This is a genomic window from Moritella sp. PE36, assembly GCF_000170855.1.
Classification (GTDB): domain Bacteria; phylum Pseudomonadota; class Gammaproteobacteria; order Enterobacterales; family Moritellaceae; genus Moritella.
In genome coordinates, this window is sequence record NZ_ABCQ01000026.1 from 23708 (window position 1) to 41890 (window position 18183).

At 41.4% G+C, this 18183-nt stretch carries 11 protein-coding genes; 7 read left to right on the plus strand and 4 right to left on the minus strand.

Going from position 1 to position 18183, the window contains the following annotated elements:
• Nucleotides 1-134: 134 nt before the first annotated feature.
• On the plus strand, nucleotides 135-1235 hold the full coding sequence (locus tag PE36_RS14400; protein WP_006032768.1) for a ketoacyl-ACP synthase III: 1101 nt from the start codon (nucleotides 135-137) through the stop codon (nucleotides 1233-1235).
• A gap of 104 nt (nucleotides 1236-1339) precedes the next feature.
• On the opposite strand, the gene PE36_RS14405 is transcribed toward PE36_RS14400, so the two are convergent.
• The 4 genes from PE36_RS14405 to PE36_RS14420 all read right to left on the minus strand — a co-directional run bounded on the left by PE36_RS14405 (nucleotide 1340) and on the right by PE36_RS14420 (nucleotide 7496).
• On the minus strand, nucleotides 1340-1606 hold the full coding sequence (locus tag PE36_RS14405) for a lipoprotein (RefSeq protein WP_006032769.1): 267 nt from the start codon (nucleotides 1604-1606) through the stop codon (nucleotides 1340-1342).
• Nucleotides 1607-1729: 123 nt separating this feature from the next.
• Entirely contained in the window at nucleotides 1730-3202 is a 1473-nt protein-coding gene (gene cls / locus PE36_RS14410; RefSeq protein WP_006032770.1) for a cardiolipin synthase, read from the minus strand.
• Complete coding sequence (gene arcB / locus PE36_RS14415; protein WP_006032771.1) at nucleotides 3195-5543, minus strand: aerobic respiration two-component sensor histidine kinase ArcB; 2349 nt, start codon at nucleotides 5541-5543, stop codon at nucleotides 3195-3197. Before arcB ends, cls begins: the two co-directional genes overlap by 8 nt.
• A 90-nt stretch (nucleotides 5544-5633) precedes the next feature.
• A complete protein-coding gene (locus PE36_RS14420) occupies nucleotides 5634-7496 on the minus strand; it encodes a diguanylate cyclase domain-containing protein (RefSeq protein ID WP_006032772.1) in 1863 nt (620 codons plus the stop codon).
• Between the two features lie 522 nt (nucleotides 7497-8018).
• Between PE36_RS14420 and gltB the strand changes: the two genes are divergently transcribed.
• The 6 genes from gltB (at nucleotide 8019) to PE36_RS14450 (ending at nucleotide 17952) form a co-directional block, all read left to right on the plus strand.
• Nucleotides 8019-12482, plus strand: coding sequence for a glutamate synthase large subunit (gene gltB / locus PE36_RS14425; RefSeq protein ID WP_006032773.1), 4464 nt, complete (start codon nucleotides 8019-8021; stop codon nucleotides 12480-12482).
• Between the two features lie 8 nt (nucleotides 12483-12490).
• Nucleotides 12491-13903 (plus strand): FAD-dependent oxidoreductase, encoded by a 1413-nt coding sequence (locus tag PE36_RS14430; protein WP_006032774.1) that lies wholly within the window; start codon nucleotides 12491-12493, stop codon nucleotides 13901-13903.
• Between the two features lie 208 nt (nucleotides 13904-14111).
• Nucleotides 14112-15347 carry a DUF481 domain-containing protein gene (locus tag PE36_RS14435; protein WP_006032775.1) on the plus strand — a complete coding sequence of 412 codons (1236 nt, stop codon included), beginning with the start codon at nucleotides 14112-14114 and terminating at the stop codon, nucleotides 15345-15347.
• A 74-nt stretch (nucleotides 15348-15421) separates the two neighbouring features.
• Nucleotides 15422-16117, plus strand: a complete 696-nt coding sequence (gene mtnN, locus PE36_RS14440; RefSeq protein WP_006032776.1) for a 5'-methylthioadenosine/S-adenosylhomocysteine nucleosidase — start codon at nucleotides 15422-15424, stop codon at nucleotides 16115-16117.
• A gap of 28 nt (nucleotides 16118-16145) precedes the next feature.
• Nucleotides 16146-17057: a cobalamin biosynthesis protein gene (locus tag PE36_RS14445; RefSeq protein ID WP_232286591.1), complete on the plus strand. Its 912-nt coding sequence runs from the start codon at nucleotides 16146-16148 to the stop codon at nucleotides 17055-17057.
• Nucleotides 17058-17067: 10 nt separating this feature from the next.
• Nucleotides 17068-17952 carry a cobalamin-binding protein gene (locus PE36_RS14450; RefSeq protein ID WP_006032778.1) on the plus strand — a complete coding sequence of 295 codons (885 nt, stop codon included), beginning with the start codon at nucleotides 17068-17070 and terminating at the stop codon, nucleotides 17950-17952.
• Nucleotides 17953-18183 lie beyond the last annotated feature (231 nt).

Here is an 18183-nt window from a genome sequence, read left to right on the forward strand (position 1 = left end):
ATTGAGCAAGTAAGATTAATTACAGTAACAGGCACTCCGCTAAACAGCGTATAATAAGATCTTAATCACTTCGTATTGCGTATATTTCACGACCCGCTCTATATTATCCAGTCACAAAACACAGGTAAATTTTAATGCACTATGCAAATATCACCGGTTGGGGTAAATGCCTACCGCCTGCCACGCTAACAAATAATGATCTTAGCACTTTTCTTGATACTAATGACGAGTGGATCCAATCTCGCACTGGTATGCAAGAACGCCGTATCTCACATGTAAGTACATCAGAGTTAGCGTATGTAGCAGCGTGCCAAGCTATTGCAGCAGCGGGTATTGATGCATCAGAACTTGACGGTATTTTCTTTGCGACTTGTACTGCCGATTGCACACTGCCAAGTGCTGCATCAAAAGTTCAAGCTAAATTAGGCGCAACCAACGCAGCTGTATTTGATATGAATGCGGCTTGTACTGGTTTTGTTTATGGCCTGAGTACCGCAAGTGCATTTATCCAAAGTGGTCAAATGGACAAAATATTAGTGATTGGTGCAGAACGCATCAGTTATCTCCTTGACTGGACAGAGCGTAGCACTGCAGTATTATTCGGCGATGGTGCCGGCGCAGTAATTCTGGAATCGAGCACTGAAAAGCAAGGTGTTTTAAGTAGTAAAATTGGCTGTGATGGCGATGCAGGTCATATCCTTTCAGTACCTAACTTTGGTACTGACAGAGCACGGTTCAAAAATGTTGATGGTCTATTTGACTTTAACTTCGAAGGTAAAGAGATCTTTAAACGTGCAGTAACACGCATGGGCGAAGCCTCTGCGATTGCACTAGAAAAAGCGCAAATGACACCCGAAGACGTTGATTTTATTATTCCTCACCAAGCAAACTTACGTATCATTGATTTTTTAGCCAAACGCATGGGTGCAAGCAAAGAAAAAGTTATGGTGAACGTACATAAATATGGTAATACTTCGTCAGCAACGGTGCCAATTGCACTTTGTGAAGCGCTAGAACAAGGCCGTATTAAAGCCGGTGATAATGTATTACTGGCTGCATTTGGTGGTGGTTTGACTTGGGGCGCAGCGGTGATCAAGTGGGGCGAAAGAACAACGCCTATCGCAACATCAGATGTATCACTACCTGAATATAACGGCACTGCGTTGGATCTCATCCAGGATGCAGTCAAGGGTTGTCAAGAGGCTAAATTAGCCCGTGAATCTCAAGCGGATTAATATATTAGCTAACACGTTAATGAATTAACTTATTAACGTGTTAAAAATACCATAAAGCCAAGTAAATGAAACCGCATTCACTTGGCTTTTTTATATGCTTAAAACTACTTACACTCACCTTCAGAATAACCACGCACTGTTACATCAGAACATGCACCACATGCGTTACTGTATGTTTTCAGTTCACCTGACTCCGTAGTGCCACATACAGGGCGATAATCCATCGTACACATCTGTGGACGCTCATCTGGGCAGCTATTGCTGTAGCTTGGCAATATCGGTAATGGCTTTGCTGTTTGTTCTGTAGTTTCGGTACTACTACATGCCGCTAAAGCAAATACTGTCAATGCTAATAAAATCGTTTTTTTCATCTGAATTCCAGCCCTTCATTGATTGCTAATACTTTGTTGCTCGTGATTTGTGGTTAGTCATTAATTGTTAGATATTGCCAACTCTTTATTAACTCTTTCTTATAAACGCTTTCTTATTCATGCTTATAATAACGGATTAAATAAGTAAAATAGACTTTCTAAAAATCGTTGAACTCGACCTCGTTGTCGCCATTGAGTTAGGCATACTTGATGAGAATGGGCGATGTAAGATAACTGTAATTGATAAAGTTCATCAATAAAAGGGGATTTATCAATCAGTAATGTGACTTCAAAATTTAACCAAAAACTGCGCTTATCTAAATTGACTGTACCGACTAAACATAGCTCATTATCCACCAGAATACTTTTAGTGTGCAGTAAGCCATTTTGGTATTGATAAATTTCGACACCGCATACCAGCAACTCATCAAAAAAACCTTTGCAGGCATAATCCACCATACGTGAATCATTCTTCGCTGGTAGAATAATCTGCACTTTTACGCCGCGGGCGCTGGCGGTTTTAAGAGCCGCTTGCAAGGCTTCATCTGGCACAAAATAAGGCGTGGTTAGAATTAAAGATTTTTGTGCTGAATAAATCGCTGACACCAATACTTGATGAATATTATCATCATCAAAATAAGGTCCAGATGGGATCATTTGCACATGACTGCACTCATCGAATACCGGGCTTTCCTTGTATTTAGACTCCGTAGTATTAACTAAACTGTCCCCCGTTTCCATCTCCCAATCCCATTCCAACAGCGAGCCGGTAATAGGAATAATAGGCCCTTGCATGCGGATCATAATATCAACCCACTCACCGACCCCTGCGTTTTGTTTAAAGACCTCAGGATCAACCAAATTCATACTACCGGTATAACCCACATGGCTATCAATCGCGATAAGCTTACGGTGCATACGTAAATCTTGACGATGAAAGAATATCCGCATCGGCCCAACGGGCAGCACTTCAACAAGGTGAATACCGGCCTGCTTAAATAGTTTAGGCCAACGGCTTTTAAAAAATGACGAACTGCCGACCGAATCGAGCATGACGCGACAATCGACGCCACGTTTGGCGGCATGAATCAGCGCGCGAGCAACCTGGTCTGTTTTACCGCCCACCGCCCATATATAAAACTCGAGATACACAACTTGAGTAGCAGTATCCACATCCGCTATTATTTGCTCAAGAATACAGTGAGGGCTGGTTAATAACGTCAGTTGATTACCGGTCACGGCTGGCATTTGAAAACGCCCATAAATCAACTCACGCAATGGGGTAACTAAGCTTCTCTTATCCGCATCACAAGCGATCAGATACGGTGCTGCACATAGATTAATCCGTTGGGTAAAAGGACCGAGCATTGCTGCGGCTCTTTGCACGCGTTTTTTACCTAAGTACAGCTCACCAAAAATAAGATAAATAATGACACCAGCAAACGGTAACGCGTAAATTACAGCTAACCAAGCCAACGATATACTCGCAGGACGTCGCTTAGTGATAACCCGAAATGATACTAATATAATTATCACTGCATGCAGAAAAACCAGCAGTAAGGTAATAAAATTAGTAAACGAATCCCACTTATCCATTTTGGTTCTCGATCCAGGTCTTCAGACGCTTAACGTCATATTTATATTCAGTATTAATCTGCTCAACCCAATCATCAATATTTTCCCACCATGTAGGTTGCTCGGGTGACTGGGCTAATTGTGATACCTGCTGGATCCGTATTAATCCAACCGACCCTGCCGCGCCTTTAATTTTATGGGCTTCGTCAACAATCGCATCTTGATCTCGCGCTGTTAAATTAGTGTTCAACAACGTCAAATAATGCGGCATTGTTTGTTCAAACAAACGCACACTTTGCAGTAATAAATCTTTACCTAAGGTGTCGAGATATTGTTGTAACAAATCAATATCAAGATATTCATCCAGCATTTCTTTCTCATCAGCAACCCCATCAGGGGTATAATGCAGCTTAGGTTCATCCCCTTTTTCTACCTTGCTAAATAAGCGACTGATCACACCGGTTACGGCATTGATAGATACTGGTTTACTGATTGCATCATCCATGCCTTTCTCAATATATTCTTGACGATTATTAATGACATTAGCAGTTAGCGCGACCACTGGCGGTAACTCAAGTGTTTTATTCTCGCGTAATATTTTAATAATTTCAAACCCAGAAATATCAGGTAAATTAATATCTAAGAAAATTAAATCATAGCTATTATTCTCTGCCATTTGGATAGCGCTACGACCATCAACAGCCACTTCCACAGTATGACCGAGTTTATTTAAAATTGCGGTACACACAGTAACATTCAGTTCGATATCTTCGACCAGTAGTATAGACAGTTTAGTTTGCTCACTGTCAGTAGTACCACTCGGTAGTAAACTATCCACACCATCCACATCAAACTCGATGGTGAAACATGAACCTTTACCTAATTCACTGCTGACCCAGATATCACCACCCATTGCCGTCATTAAACTCTTGGCGACAGACAAACCAATACCCGTACCCGTCGCACGCTTACTGCCTTGTTCCTGATAATACATCGCGAATATCTTATCTTGGCCATCGGCAGAAATACCAATGCCGGTATCCTCTACTTCAAAGGTTAGACCAATTTTGTTATTCGCTTCCTCACTGGTAAATATCCGGATACTAATTTCACCTGAATCGGTAAACTTAACGGCATTAGACACCAAGTTCCACAATACTTGGCGCATTCGCGTACCATCGGCATTGATAAAATCGGGAATATCGCCAAATATATCAAATGCTAACACCAAGCCTTTTTGTTCTACTTGAAGCAGTGCTAGCGTTTCAATATCATTAAGAAAACTTCTGAATTCAATCGGTTGATTTACGATCTCAAATTTACGACGGTCAAATTTATCTAAATCAATAATATCATTAAAGATATTACCCATTGTATGCGCGCTAACATAAATAGTATTTAAGTGCTGACGTTGCTCAGCATTAAGCGAGCTATCAAGTAAGATCCGGCTTAAACCAACGACACCATTTAACGGCGTGCGTAATTCATGGCTAATGGTCGAAATAAATGTGGTTTTATCCCGGCTGGCTTTTTCTAATGCATCTTGGTATTTTTTGCGTTCGGTAATGTCACGGCCATAACCCAGTACCCCGATATATTCATTTCGTTGCCCAAAGAAAGGGACCTTTCGCAGTTCAAAGCAAGCCTTATGTCCATCCGGGTAAGTTAACCACTGTTCATAGGTTTCCGGTAATTTGGTATTAAGCACGGCTTTGTCTGTTGCCGCAAATTTAGCCGCGATTTCAGTATCAAAAGCATCAAACGGCGTCAAACCAATAAGCTCTTTTTCGATCTTACCCGTGAGCGCTTCCATGGCTAAGTTACAACCAGAAAATTGCCCCTGTTCATTACTGTAATAAACCAGATCTGGCGAGCTATCAATAAATGAACGTACTAATGCAGACCGCTCTTCAACAATAAGTTGTGCTTGCTCACGATGAAATACTTCATTCTCCAAATCTTTGAAGGCCTGGTTTCTATCTGCTTCCGCTTTTTTACGCTCTTCAAACTCAGCATTCAGTTCAATAAGGTTAACTTGTAACTCTTGTTGTAACTGTAAATCACGGGCACGGACTTCTTGTAGTTTGTAGACCATTTTACTGAGTCGTTTTCGTGAATGTTCGAGTTGCTGAACGACGATAGAGAGAAAAAACACCACCCAAGGCGTAATGATAATCGCAAATAAAATTGCCGCATATAGATCATCAAGTTTAACCTGACCACGTAGAATATAATTAATGCTAGCTTGAATAGTAATCGAAAAGAAAATAACCGTAGCGGCGGAGAGGATACTAAAACGAATAACGCCCAATTTAGTGAGCATATCAACATAGTATTGAGCCCAAGCTCTGATTTTCATCATGGTGTACCCATATTAATAAAATTATCTAGATAATTAATAATATACGATAGAATATAAGCAAACCACAGGAAAATTAAGCTTTTAATCAATCTAAGATTTTAATAAGTCGAAATTTAATTCCACCATTGCAGGCTCACGCTCCTCATCGCGATATACACAATACTGATTGCGGCCATTTTCCTTTGCGAGGTACAAAGCCTTATCCGCATTTTCAAGTAATTGTGCTTCCGAACTTTCATCTTCAGGGCACATAGTGGCAACACCAATACTGAGTGTGACATGTTTTGCCGCCTTAGAGTGAGTATGTTCAATTGCTAAGTTTTCAACCGCAGCAATGATTTTTATGGCAAGACGAATGGCCCCTTCTTCGTCGGTATTTGGTAAAATAACTGCAAATTCTTCACCTCCATAACGCGCGACTAAATCCGCACCGCGATGGACCTGCTCATCCATCACTTGGGCAATGTTAGCGAGCACGGTATCACCCATTGGGTGGCCGTAATTATCATTGTATAATTTGAAACTATCAACATCGCAGAACAACAACGACATTTCTTTAACTTCGCGATGATGGGTTGACCAATAATGCTGTAACTTACTATCAAACGTGCGTCGATTAGCTATTTTAGTCAGTTCATCGATTGAACTTAGTTCGTCAAATTTTTCTATCGCCTGTTCGAGTTCATGCTCGATACGCTTACGTTCGGTTAAGTCTCGGTAGATAATTAAAATACCACTTTCACCATTGGTACTATTCACATAGCGCTGTTTACATATTTCATACCAGCGTGGTTCTTGATCTGAAAAATGCAAAAATTCCTCATAGCGAACCGATTTCCCATCCACTAATAATTGATTTTCTTGTTCCAATAACCAAGATTTTTTATCGTGACTAAACAGGTGTTGTCTATCCATACCAATTAAATCAGCATGTTTAACACCAACAACCTCGCAATAGCCATGATTGGCACCAACATACTTACCATTACCATTCATAAAGGCAACCGGGTCTGGCGTCGCATTAATGACCGAGTTTAATAAACTATTATTACGGCTTAACTCAGCCTCAATGCGTAAGTGCTCACCGTTCTCACTCAGCAGACGTTCATTAAGTTCCATCACTTCCGTTTGGTCATTCGATACTGTTAAGATCGCGACCACTTTTTGATGCTCGTCATACAGTGGATATTTGATGGTTTGCAATAAAATATTATTGTCATCAACCGTACTCCACTCTTCATATTCTTGGATCTCACCAGTAAGTACCGACTTTTCATAAGACTTGATTTGTTCCAGCTTGGAAGCACTATAAAAATCGTGTTCAAAATAGCCACTCACTTGCTCTACCGATTGGCCAAATTGAGTCGCCCATGATGGTGAGCAATTTAAGATGAGACCATCCAATGTTTTGATATGAATAAATGCCGAGTTGGAAGAAAACAAACTGTTAATGATTTGCCCATCCATATCCCAAGGAGAAATGGTAGAAGAATTAGTATCAATATGCTCAATCTGACACAACCAAGCCCGACGACCTTGATAGTTTATTTGCACCGCACTATAACGTAACGTTTTCTTTAATTGCTTTATATGAAAAACATCATTGGTTACAGACGTTTGATCTGTTAGGTGGGATAGACGCTCAAAGCAGCACTTAGCAACAATATGACTGGTATTATTATCTTGATCAAAAATAGCGGTTATTGCCGGATTAGCATAACGTATCGTGGCTTTTTTGACATCGAGAACAAGTGTTGGGGTTGCTGAAAATGTCAGTAATCCTTTATAGGTAGCGACTTTGCGTGATAGCGTTAATATCACCAGCATACTCATTAATAAGGCTGCCACAACCAGCCAAAACGTGATCATGATAGGGGTGTTTGTAGATAACTCAGTAATACCCTGCCACCAATTTAATATTGGCTGCATAAAAGATTGATAATTAAAATCCATATTTCCGCCCAAGATCCATCTCACACTGATGGACCATAAAACACCAAAATAAGCACACTGTAAAGCAATTATGATGAAAATTACCGCCAGCGCGCATTTTTGTTTTACATACTTTAGTACTAGGTAACATAAACTAAATAAATCAATGCATTATTAGAATAAAAAATATAAATGGCATACAACAACATCAATAACAGCTTAAACATAATTAAAAAATCACACAATGTCATATATCCAAAATAAAAAACTAAATTTTGAATAATCCTCAGTTTTTTTTGTAGTTTATTGACCAATACCAAAACAAATGGCCCATTTACTTAAAAAGGTGATAAGTGACTCAGAATACATTTTTAGATTGACCTAAGTATTAATTCTGGTAAGTTTGGCAGGTTAGCCAATTTTCGGCTTTTGGAAATTTTAACGATTTATCTATTTTTGTATGTATTTTGTACCTGTGAGTAGAAGCTCAATATAGGCATATATATTTAGTATTTAGTGAATTGAATGCAAGGGAGAAGTGCAATGTCAGTCTATGACCCGTCGCTGGAAAAAGACAACTGTGGTTTTGGTTTAATCGCCCATCAAGAAGGTGAAGCTAGCCATAAGTTAGTGCGCGTCGCTATTTCATCATTAGACCGTATGCAACATAGGGGCGGTATCGCGGCAGATGGAAAAACAGGAGATGGCTGTGGTTTACTCATGCAGAAACCTGACAGTTTTTTCCGTGCTATCGCGATAGAAAATGATTGGAATCTAGGAAATAATTACGCCGTTGGTATGATTTTCTTAAATCAGGATACCGATAAGTCTGCCGCAGCAAAGCAAATCATGAAAGAAGAGCTCGAACGCGAAACACTCAAGGTTGTTGGCTGGCGTGAAGTTCCTCTTGATACCAGCGTGCTTGGCGAAATTGCAATGTCATCGCTGCCACAAATCCAGCAGGTATTTATTAATGCACCTGCGGGCTGGGCACCAAAAGATATTGAACGCCGTTTATATATAACTAAACGTCGCATCGAAAAACGCATTACCGATGACAGCGATTTTTATATTGCCAGCTTATCAAACCTAGTGACTATCTATAAAGGTTTGTGTATGGCCGGCGATCTGCCGAAGTTCTTCTTAGATCTTGCCGATCTGCGTATGCAATCTTCAATTTGCTTGTTCCATCAACGATTCTCAACAAATACCTCGCCGAAATGGCCATTAGCACAACCATTCCGCTTTATGGCGCACAATGGTGAGATTAATACCATCGAAGGTAACCGAGAATGGGCACGCGCACGTAGCTACAAATTTAGTTCTCCACTCCTCCCTGACATGCATGATGCGGCACCGTTTGTTAATACCAAAGGTTCTGACTCATCATCTATGGATAACATGCTCGAACTATTCTTAGCCGGTGGCATGGACATTTTCCGTGCTTTCCGTCTACTTGTGCCGCCAGCATGGCAAAACCACCCGAATATGGATGATGATCTACGCGCATTCTATGACTTCAATTCTATGCATATGGAACCTTGGGATGGCCCAGCGGGTATCGTCCTAACTGATGGCCGTTATGCCGCTTGTGGTCTCGATCGTAATGGTTTACGTCCAGCACGTTATGTGCGCACCACAGATGGTTTCATTACCGTCGCCTCTGAAGTAGGTATTTGGGATTATACCGCTGATGAAGTTATCGAAAAAGGCCGTGTTGGTCCGGGTGAGTTACTTGTTATCGATACTGAAACAGGTAAATTATGGACATCTTGGGACATTGACCAAGAATTGAAAGGCCGTAATCCGTACCGTGAATGGCTGTCAAACAATTCAACTAAATTGACACCATTTGAAGCATTACCAAAAGAAGCCATTGGTACCCGTACTTTTAATGACGAACAGTTAGCCACTTATCAAAAACAATTTGATTACAGTAGAGAAGAACTAGATCAAATTATTCGGGTGCTCGGTGAAAACGCGCAAGAAGCAACAGGCTCGATGGGTGATGATACCCCGATGGCTGTACTGTCAACTAAAACACGTTCGCTGTATGACTACTTCCGTCAAAAATTCGCGCAAGTAACCAACCCGCCAATCGACCCATTACGTGAAAACCATGTAATGTCATTGGCAACTTGTATCGGGCGTGAGCACAATGTATTTAATGAAACAGATGGTCATGCGCACCGCGTACTATTTGATTCACCCGTACTACTATTCTCAGACTTTAAGCAGGTAACTGAATTAAGTAACGAATACTATAAAACAGCAAAAATTAACCTTTGCTTTAACGGTCAAGATGAAACCTTAGCACGCGCGGTAGCCCGTATTACTGCCGAAGCGATTGAACTTGCAGCTTCTGGTGTTGTGCTATTAGTACTAACAGACCGTACCTTAGCGAAAAATAATTTACCCATTCCAGCAGCAATGGCTGTAGGCGCGGTACAAAAAGCATTGGTTGACGCCAACTTACGTTGTGATACTAACATTGTTATCGAAACGGCAAGTGCCCGTGACCCACATCATTTTGCGGTATTAATTGGGTTTGGTGCCACTGCGGTTTATCCGTACCTTGCTTATGAATCACTACGTAAACTGGTTGAAATAGAAACCATCCAACAAGATATTGCGAAGACATTATTAAACTACCGTAATGGTATTAATAAAGGTCTGTACAAGATCATGTCGAAAATGGGTATCTCTACCATTGCCAGTTACCGTTGTTCACAACTGTTTGAAGCCGTTGGTTTAGCCGACGAAATTATCGAATTATGCTTTAGAGGCACAAGCAGCCGTATCAAAGGTGCTGACTTTAGCGATTTCCATATCGATCAGCAAAAACTAAGTAAGTTAGCATGGACAAAACGTAAACCGACCTCACAAGGTGGTCTACTTAAATATGTTCATGGTGGTGAATACCATGCTTATAATCCAGATGTTGTCAGTACATTACAAACAGCTGTACAAAGCGGTAAATACGAAGACTACCTGCAGTATTCAACCGAAGTAAATGAGCGCCCGATTGCCACCCTGCGTGATATGTTACAGCTGAAAAAATCAGATAATCCGATTGAATTGGATGCTGTTGAACATGAAGATAACCTATTCAAGCGTTTTGATACCGCCGCAATGTCAATCGGGGCATTAAGCCCTGAAGCCCATGAAGCACTGGCGATTGCGATGAACACCTTAGGTGGTAACTCTAACTCGGGTGAAGGCGGTGAAGATCCACGTCGTTTTGGTACTTTAAAAGTATCTAAAATTAAACAAATCGCGTCTGGCCGCTTTGGTGTAACACCGCATTACTTAATGAATGCCGAAATCATTCAAATAAAAGTAGCACAAGGTGCAAAACCAGGTGAAGGTGGTCAATTACCCGGCCATAAAGTAACCACTGAAATTGCTAAATTACGTAATGCCGTACCGGGTGTAACCCTTATTTCACCACCACCGCATCACGATATTTATTCTATTGAAGATTTAGCACAGCTGATTTTTGATATTAAACAAATCAACCCGACTGTATTAGTCTCGGTGAAGTTAGTGTCTGAACCGGGTGTGGGTACCATTGCTACCGGTGTAGCAAAAGCGTACGCCGATTTAATTACCATTTCGGGTTACGACGGTGGTACAGCAGCAAGTCCGATTACCTCGGTTAAATATGCAGGTAGCCCTTGGGAGCTTGGCTTAGCAGAAACACAACAAGCACTGGTTGAAAATGGCTTACGTCATCGTATTCGTTTACAAGTTGATGGCGGCCTAAAAACCGGTCTTGATGTTATTAAAGGTGCGATCCTGGGTGCCGAGAGCTTCGGTTTTGGTACCGGTCCTATGGTGGCGTTAGGTTGTAAATTCCTGCGAATTTGTCACCTAAATAACTGTGCAACAGGTGTTGCAACACAAGACGAAAAATTACGTCAAGATCACTTCCATGGTCTGCCGGAAATGGTCATGAACTACTTCAAGTTTATTGCCCAAGAAACCCGTGAGATCATGGCATCACTTGGCGTAACTCAGTTAACTGATTTAATTGGCCGTACCGATTTACTGGTGCAATTAGACGGTTTAACTGACAAGCAACGTAAAATTGATTTATCTGGCATCATCTATAAACCACAGCCAAAAGCAGGCTTAGGTGTTTACTGTCAGGCAACCAACGAACCGTATGATAAAGCAGAACTAAACGAAGCATTAATTGCGCATTACTTAGAATCAATCACTGAGAAATCAGGGTTATCAAGTCATTACCCAATTAGAAATACTGATCGTTCTGTGGGTGCCCGCCTGTCTGGTGAAATTGCCAAACAGCACGGTAACCAAGGTATGGCATCAGACCCTATCACGGTTAACTTTACCGGTACTGCTGGACAAAGTTTCGGAGTCTGGAACGCCGGTGGCTTACACCTCATCCTTACTGGCGATGCGAACGATTACGTTGGTAAAGGCATGGCTGGCGGTAAGATCGTTATTCGTCCTGAACCTGGATCAGCGTTTAAATCAAACGAAGCGGTTATCGCAGGTAATACTTGTCTATACGGCGCATCAGGTGGCGAATTATACGCGGCAGGTTTAGCAGGCGAACGTTTCGCTGTACGTAACTCTGGTGCAAATGCCGTCATCGAAGGTATTGGTGACAACGGTTGTGAATACATGACTGGTGGTATTGTTACTGTCCTAGGTGAGACGGGTGTTAACTTTGGCGCTGGTATGACAGGTGGTTTTGCTTATATTTATGACGTAAATGGTCAATTAGCAAGTAGACTTAACAACGAACTGGTTGAACAGCATGCAGTAACGGACTACCCAATGCACGTTGAACACCTGCGCGGTATCATCATTGAACACCTTGCCCAAACATGTAGTCAGCATGCGCAAGACCTGCTTAATGAATTTGATACTGTGATAAATAAATTCTTTATTATCAAGCCTAAAACAGCTGATATTAACGCATTACTTGGCCACAAATCACGCTCTGCTGCAGAGCTACGTGTCCAGGCTCAATAGGAGGGATCATGAGTAATAATGTATTTCAATTTGTCGATGTACAACGCATTGATCCAGATAAAAAAGCGTTAAAGATCCGTAAAGTGGACTTTATCGAAATTTACAAACCGTTTACGTCGAACCAAGCGAAAATGCAATCGGGTCGTTGTTTAGAATGTGGTAACCCGTACTGTGAATGGAAATGCCCAGTACATAACTACATTCCAAACTGGCTAAAGCTGGTTGAAGAAGGTCGTATTATTGAGGCTGCAGAGCTTTGTCATGAAACCAACAGCTTGCCTGAAGTTTGTGGCCGAGTTTGCCCACAAGATCGTTTATGTGAAGGTTCTTGCACCCTCAATGATGACTTTGGTGCGGTGACTATTGGTAATGTTGAAAAATACATTACCGACGAAGCCTTTAAAATGGGCTGGCGTCCAGACATGTCAAAAGTCGTTCGTAACAATAAAAAAGTGGCTATTATTGGCGCAGGACCTGCCGGTCTTGGCGCGGCCGATATCTTAGTGCGTAATGGGGTAACACCCGTCGTCTTTGACCGAAATCCAGAAATTGGTGGTCTATTAACGTTTGGTATTCCCGCGTTCAAACTGGATAAAAGCGTGATGAGTCATCGCCGTGAAGTCTTCACGGAAATGGGCATCGAATTCCGCCTTAACACTGAGATTGGTAAAGATATTCAATTCAGTGAATTAGTTGCAGAATACGATGCAGTTTTTGTCGGTGTTGGTACCTACAAATACATCAATGGTGGTTTTGATAACGGTTCTGCACAAGGCGTTTATGATGCCCTGCCTTACCTTATTGCTAATGTTAATCATGAACTTGGCTTTGAAAAGAACGCTGATGATTACATTAACTTAAAAGGCAAAACGGTGGTCGTACTGGGTGGCGGTGATACCGCGATGGACTGTGTACGAACCGCAATACGTCAAGGCGCTAAAGACGTTTATTGTGCTTACCGTCGTGATGAAATAAGTATGCCTGGTTCTAAGCGTGAAGTTAAAAACGCCAAAGAAGAAGGGGTTAAATTCTTATGGAATTTACAACCACTTGATATCGAAGTAGCTGGCGATAAAGCAACTGGCGTTAACATGGTGAAAACTCGCCTAGGTAACCCAGATAAGAAAGGTCGTCGTCGTGCCGAACAAGTGATTGGCTCTGAACATGTGCTAAAAGCCGATGCGGTTATTCAAGCATTTGGTTTCCAGCCAAATCCTGCAGAATGGTTATTGGATGAAGGCGTTACTACAAACAGCTGGAATGGCATTATTGCCCCAGAAAAAAGTGACTTCCCATTCCAAACTGAAAATCCAAAGATCTTTGCTGGCGGTGATGCCGTTCGCGGTTCAGACCTTGTGGTAACAGCAATTGATGAAGGTCGTCGTGCTGCCGAAGCCATGTTGGACTATTTAGAGGTTTAACCGCTTATAAAAATGCAGTGTTTAACGGCGCTGTTATTTAGTCGTTAAAGCCTGATATTGCTAATTAAAAACGCTAGTATTCATTTTACTAGCGTTTTTTTATACGTTATTTTCAACTATAAAAACGATAATATATTTAATTATTGACCATTATTTTGTATTATACCCATCCAATTACAAGGAACTATGGCGCAAATACCTGATAACAATGAACTCGTTTAATATCCTCACAACAACTAAATTAACTTTAATTGTTATTAGTATCGCTTTTAGTTTTTTAAGCACCGTATTTAGCGTGCCGAGTTTTGCTGCGCAAGAAATAATTTTAGGTGACTATATTAAAACGCAAGCGCCAACCTCATCGAGCGCATCAAGCAGTGTTAGCACCAATATTGCCGACAATACCGATGCAGTGACCCTCACTGAAAACAGCCAAGAGATCATACTTGCCGACAGTTTAGGCATAGATGAAGATTGGCTCTGGTTAAAATCAGGTGAATTTTTAATTGGTAACATCGAAGACCTCTATGATGAAAAGCTCGCTTTCGATAGTGATGACCTTGGCGATTTAAAAATTAAGTGGTCTGATATCAGCCGTATTAACAGTCGTCAGTTATTTACCGTTAGAGCCATTGACGGCCGTATCATTACCGGCACCATTACGCTTGAAGACGGCATGCTTATTATTAGCAATAACCGACAACACAAAATACCCCAAGACGAGCTAATGACTCTGATCGCTGGTTTAGAGACTGGAGGTAATATTTGGCAAGGGAAAATAACCTTCGGTGCCAATCTCAGCTCGGGTAATACCAATAAACTCGAATATAATACCAATGCAGAACTTTCTCGTCACACCACTACATCGCGTATTAAAACGTCTTATAGCGCGATTATCGGGGTGACAGATAATGTTCAGACCGATGAGAACCATCGTTTTTTAATGACCTACGATGTCTATAGTGACAAAGATTTGTTTTTCAGACCGCTTGATTTAAGTCTATACCGAGACCCATTACAAAATGTAAACAGCCGGATCAATGTCGGTATGGGTATCGGTTATCAATTCATTGACGACGGCGATCAAGCGTTAGAGATGAACTTAGGACCTTCTTATTTGTATACCAAATATGAATTTAGCGAGACACAACTCAATACGAGTGATTCCAGTCTCGCGGTATCCGTCAGTCTCGATTATGAGCGTGAAATACATAATCAGATTGATCTAGAATTAAGCTATAAAATAACAGCAACAGAGTCTGAACTTGGCGGCTATTTACAAAACGCCAAGATGAATTTTGATATTGAACTGACTGACGTGCTCGATTTCGATATCACCTTCTTCTGGGATCGGGTTAATAACCCCCTGCTTAATGTAGACGGTCTGCCGCTAGAAAAAAATGACTTTCGTATTGCATTTGGCTTAGGTGTTTCTTTTAATTAATACCTTACCGAAAAATGAATACCGCAACCAAACTGTGCTAGCATGACATTTTTCGAGATAGATTAGAGACAACGATGAAAATAGGTATTATTGGTGCAATGGAGCAGGAAGTTGAGATCCTGCGTGAGCAACTTGATAACGTAACGACATTTACGCAAGCCGGTTGTGAGTATTATAGTGGCACACTTGCTGGGCATGATGTTATTTTAAGCAAATCAGGTATTGGCAAAGTTGCAGCAGCTGTAGCAACAACACTACTACTTGAACATTACAAGCCTGATTACATCATCAATACTGGCTCGGCAGGCGGTTACGATAAAGCGCTTAAAGTTGGCGATGTCGTGATCTCAAGTGAAGTACGTCACCACGATGTGGACTTAACCGTATTTGGCTACGAAATCGGTCAATGTGCTCAAAAACCTGCGGCATATATTCCTGATCCACGTCTTGTTGAAGCAGCTAAAAAAGCGATTTCAGCAGACAGCGACATTAAAACTATCGAAGGTTTAATCTGTACTGGCGATAGCTTTATGTGTGATCCGAAAAAAGTGGAAGAAGCACGTGCTAACTTCCCGACAATGGCTGCAGTAGAAATGGAAGCGGCGGCAATTGCCCAAACATGTCACCAGTTTGACGTCCCATTTGTGGTGATCCGTTCATTATCAGATATCGCGGGTAAAGAATCACCAACATCATTTGAAGAATACCTAGTTGTGGCAGCGAAAAACTCATCCGCAATGGTAGTAAACATGTTACACGAGTTAAAATAACATGAATTTGGCCATGGATTGGACCAGTATGCAGTCAGTATTTATCTTACTGACTGCAATCATCATTGCACGTTTACCACTATGCCCACCGCACTTTCACCCGACACAACTGTTAAACTACCTTTTTAGCGCCATTGCAGATAAAGTAAATAACGCACAACGCAGCCCGCAGCAACAGTACATCGCCGGCCACCTAGCCATGATCACTATGCTCGGTTTCATTTTAATTATCGCTGCCGTTATTCAATTTATTGTGATTGAAGCCATCATATTTGAGCTGGTATTATTATTGTGTTTATTACAATGGGAAAAAGTCAGCTTACCCGAAATTGACTTAGGTGACCTGGAAAAGCAAACCATCATCAGCCAAATACAACCTCGGACATTGCGGGATTTAGACCAACTATCCTTACTCGGTTTACATAAAGCCAGTATCGAAAATATGTGCTTACGCAATAGTTATCAGTGGTTTGCTGTTATATTTTGGTATGTCAGCTTGGGTATCTGGCCAGCGATAATTTATCGTACCATTCAATTAATGGCGCATAACTGGAATAGCAAACTACCGATTAATCATCAATTTGGTCGTCCTGCAGCGTCCTTACTACAGCTATTAGCGTCACCAGCTCATCTTATACTTGCATGCACATTACGCGGCTTACAGCGCGCTACAAGCCCATTATCGAATTTAACCAAACAAGCCAAACAATGGCATCACTTTAGCAGTGGTTTTTTATTATCAAGCTTTGCTTATAGCCTTGCGATCCAATTAGGCGGCCCACGCAAATATCAAGGCACGATGCAGCGCTTTAGCCAACTTGGTCATACCGAAGCCGCACAACGTGGTGATATCAAACGTGCACAACAAAAACTAACCTTGGCGTTATTAGTCTGGTTATGTTTTATTACCGCCATCTATCTGCTTATCGCAATTAAATAAATGAGTTTTTATGTCTTTTTACGCGCTACTAGTTTCTCTACTCATCGCCCCATTAATCGCACTATCATTGCCAGCACAAGCACAATACCCACAGCGTATCGTATCGCTATCGCCGCATACCACAGAACTGGTTTTCGCCGCTGGCGCGGGTGATAGACTGATCGGGGTAAGTGCTTACTCTGATTACCCAGAAGAGGCCAAAGCATTACCGGTTGTCGCTAGCTCACAACAAATAAACATCGAAACGATCCTCGCACTTGAACCCGATCTGGTCATTTACTGGCAGCAAGGTAACTCCGCGGCAGATATCAATCAACTTAAAAAATTTGGCATTCCGGTTTATGCTTCAAAGACCGGTGGATTAGATGATATTGCCACCCAAATACAGCGACTTGGAAAAATGTTAGGGACCCAATCTATTGCCGACCCGGTGAGTGACAAATACCGTCAAGCCTTAGCTGCATTGCGTGCTAAGTATGCGCACAATCCGAAGCAAGACCTCTTCTATCAAGTCTGGCCAACCCCGTTAATGACAGTGGCTAACGATCCTTGGTTACAAGAACAATTTGAGTTATGTGGCTTTAATAATGTATTTAATGACAGCCCTGTGCCCTACCCCGTTATCAATGTAGAACAAGTGCTAGTGAAGCAACCCGCAGTGATAGTGGCAGGCACAGTGAATGACGCCGAGTTAGCACAATGGCAAACCTGGCAGAGCATTCCTGCAGTGAGAAATAGCAATATATTTAGAATTAATCCCGATGTATCACACCGTTTTTCACCTCGCGTAATACAAGGTATAACAACCCTCTGCGAGATTGCCTTACAAGCTCAACAGAACCTAAAACCAACCAGTAAATGTTGCTCTCAGAATAATACCAATTGCATTAAATAAGTGAGCAATTATTTCGCAGGAAAAATTGACAATAACAAGGCGTTAATTGCCGTAACTAGCTATTCTAATTACAACTTTTATTAAACAACAAGTACAACGTAGTTAGTGTCAGTTTTAACCAGAAAGAATGATCATCTATTTATTGTGATTGGTATAAATATTGCCATAGTTCAGACCGCTAGCTACCTTTAATAAAGGTTCCTTATGACGAGTGACATTTATGGCAATGAC

Excerpts from the sequence above, each read along its gene's own strand:
- gltB (WP_006032773.1), top strand. The coding sequence starts at position 8,019 with ATGTCAGTCTATGACCCGTCGCTGGAAAAAGACAACTGTGGTTTTGGT.
- arcB (WP_006032771.1), bottom strand. The coding sequence starts at position 5,543 with ATGATGAAAATCAGAGCTTGGGCTCAATACTATGTTGATATGCTCACT.
- PE36_RS14420 (WP_006032772.1), bottom strand. The coding sequence starts at position 7,496 with ATGGATTTTAATTATCAATCTTTTATGCAGCCAATATTAAATTGGTGG.
- cls (WP_006032770.1), bottom strand. The coding sequence starts at position 3,202 with ATGGATAAGTGGGATTCGTTTACTAATTTTATTACCTTACTGCTGGTT.
- PE36_RS14430 (WP_006032774.1), top strand. The coding sequence starts at position 12,491 with ATGAGTAATAATGTATTTCAATTTGTCGATGTACAACGCATTGATCCA.
- PE36_RS14405 (WP_006032769.1), bottom strand. The coding sequence starts at position 1,606 with ATGAAAAAAACGATTTTATTAGCATTGACAGTATTTGCTTTAGCGGCA.
- PE36_RS14400 (WP_006032768.1), top strand. The coding sequence starts at position 135 with ATGCACTATGCAAATATCACCGGTTGGGGTAAATGCCTACCGCCTGCC.
- PE36_RS14435 (WP_006032775.1), top strand. The coding sequence starts at position 14,112 with ATGAACTCGTTTAATATCCTCACAACAACTAAATTAACTTTAATTGTT.
- PE36_RS14450 (WP_006032778.1), top strand. The coding sequence starts at position 17,068 with ATGTCTTTTTACGCGCTACTAGTTTCTCTACTCATCGCCCCATTAATC.
- mtnN (WP_006032776.1), top strand. The coding sequence starts at position 15,422 with ATGAAAATAGGTATTATTGGTGCAATGGAGCAGGAAGTTGAGATCCTG.
- PE36_RS14445 (WP_232286591.1), top strand. The coding sequence starts at position 16,146 with ATGCAGTCAGTATTTATCTTACTGACTGCAATCATCATTGCACGTTTA.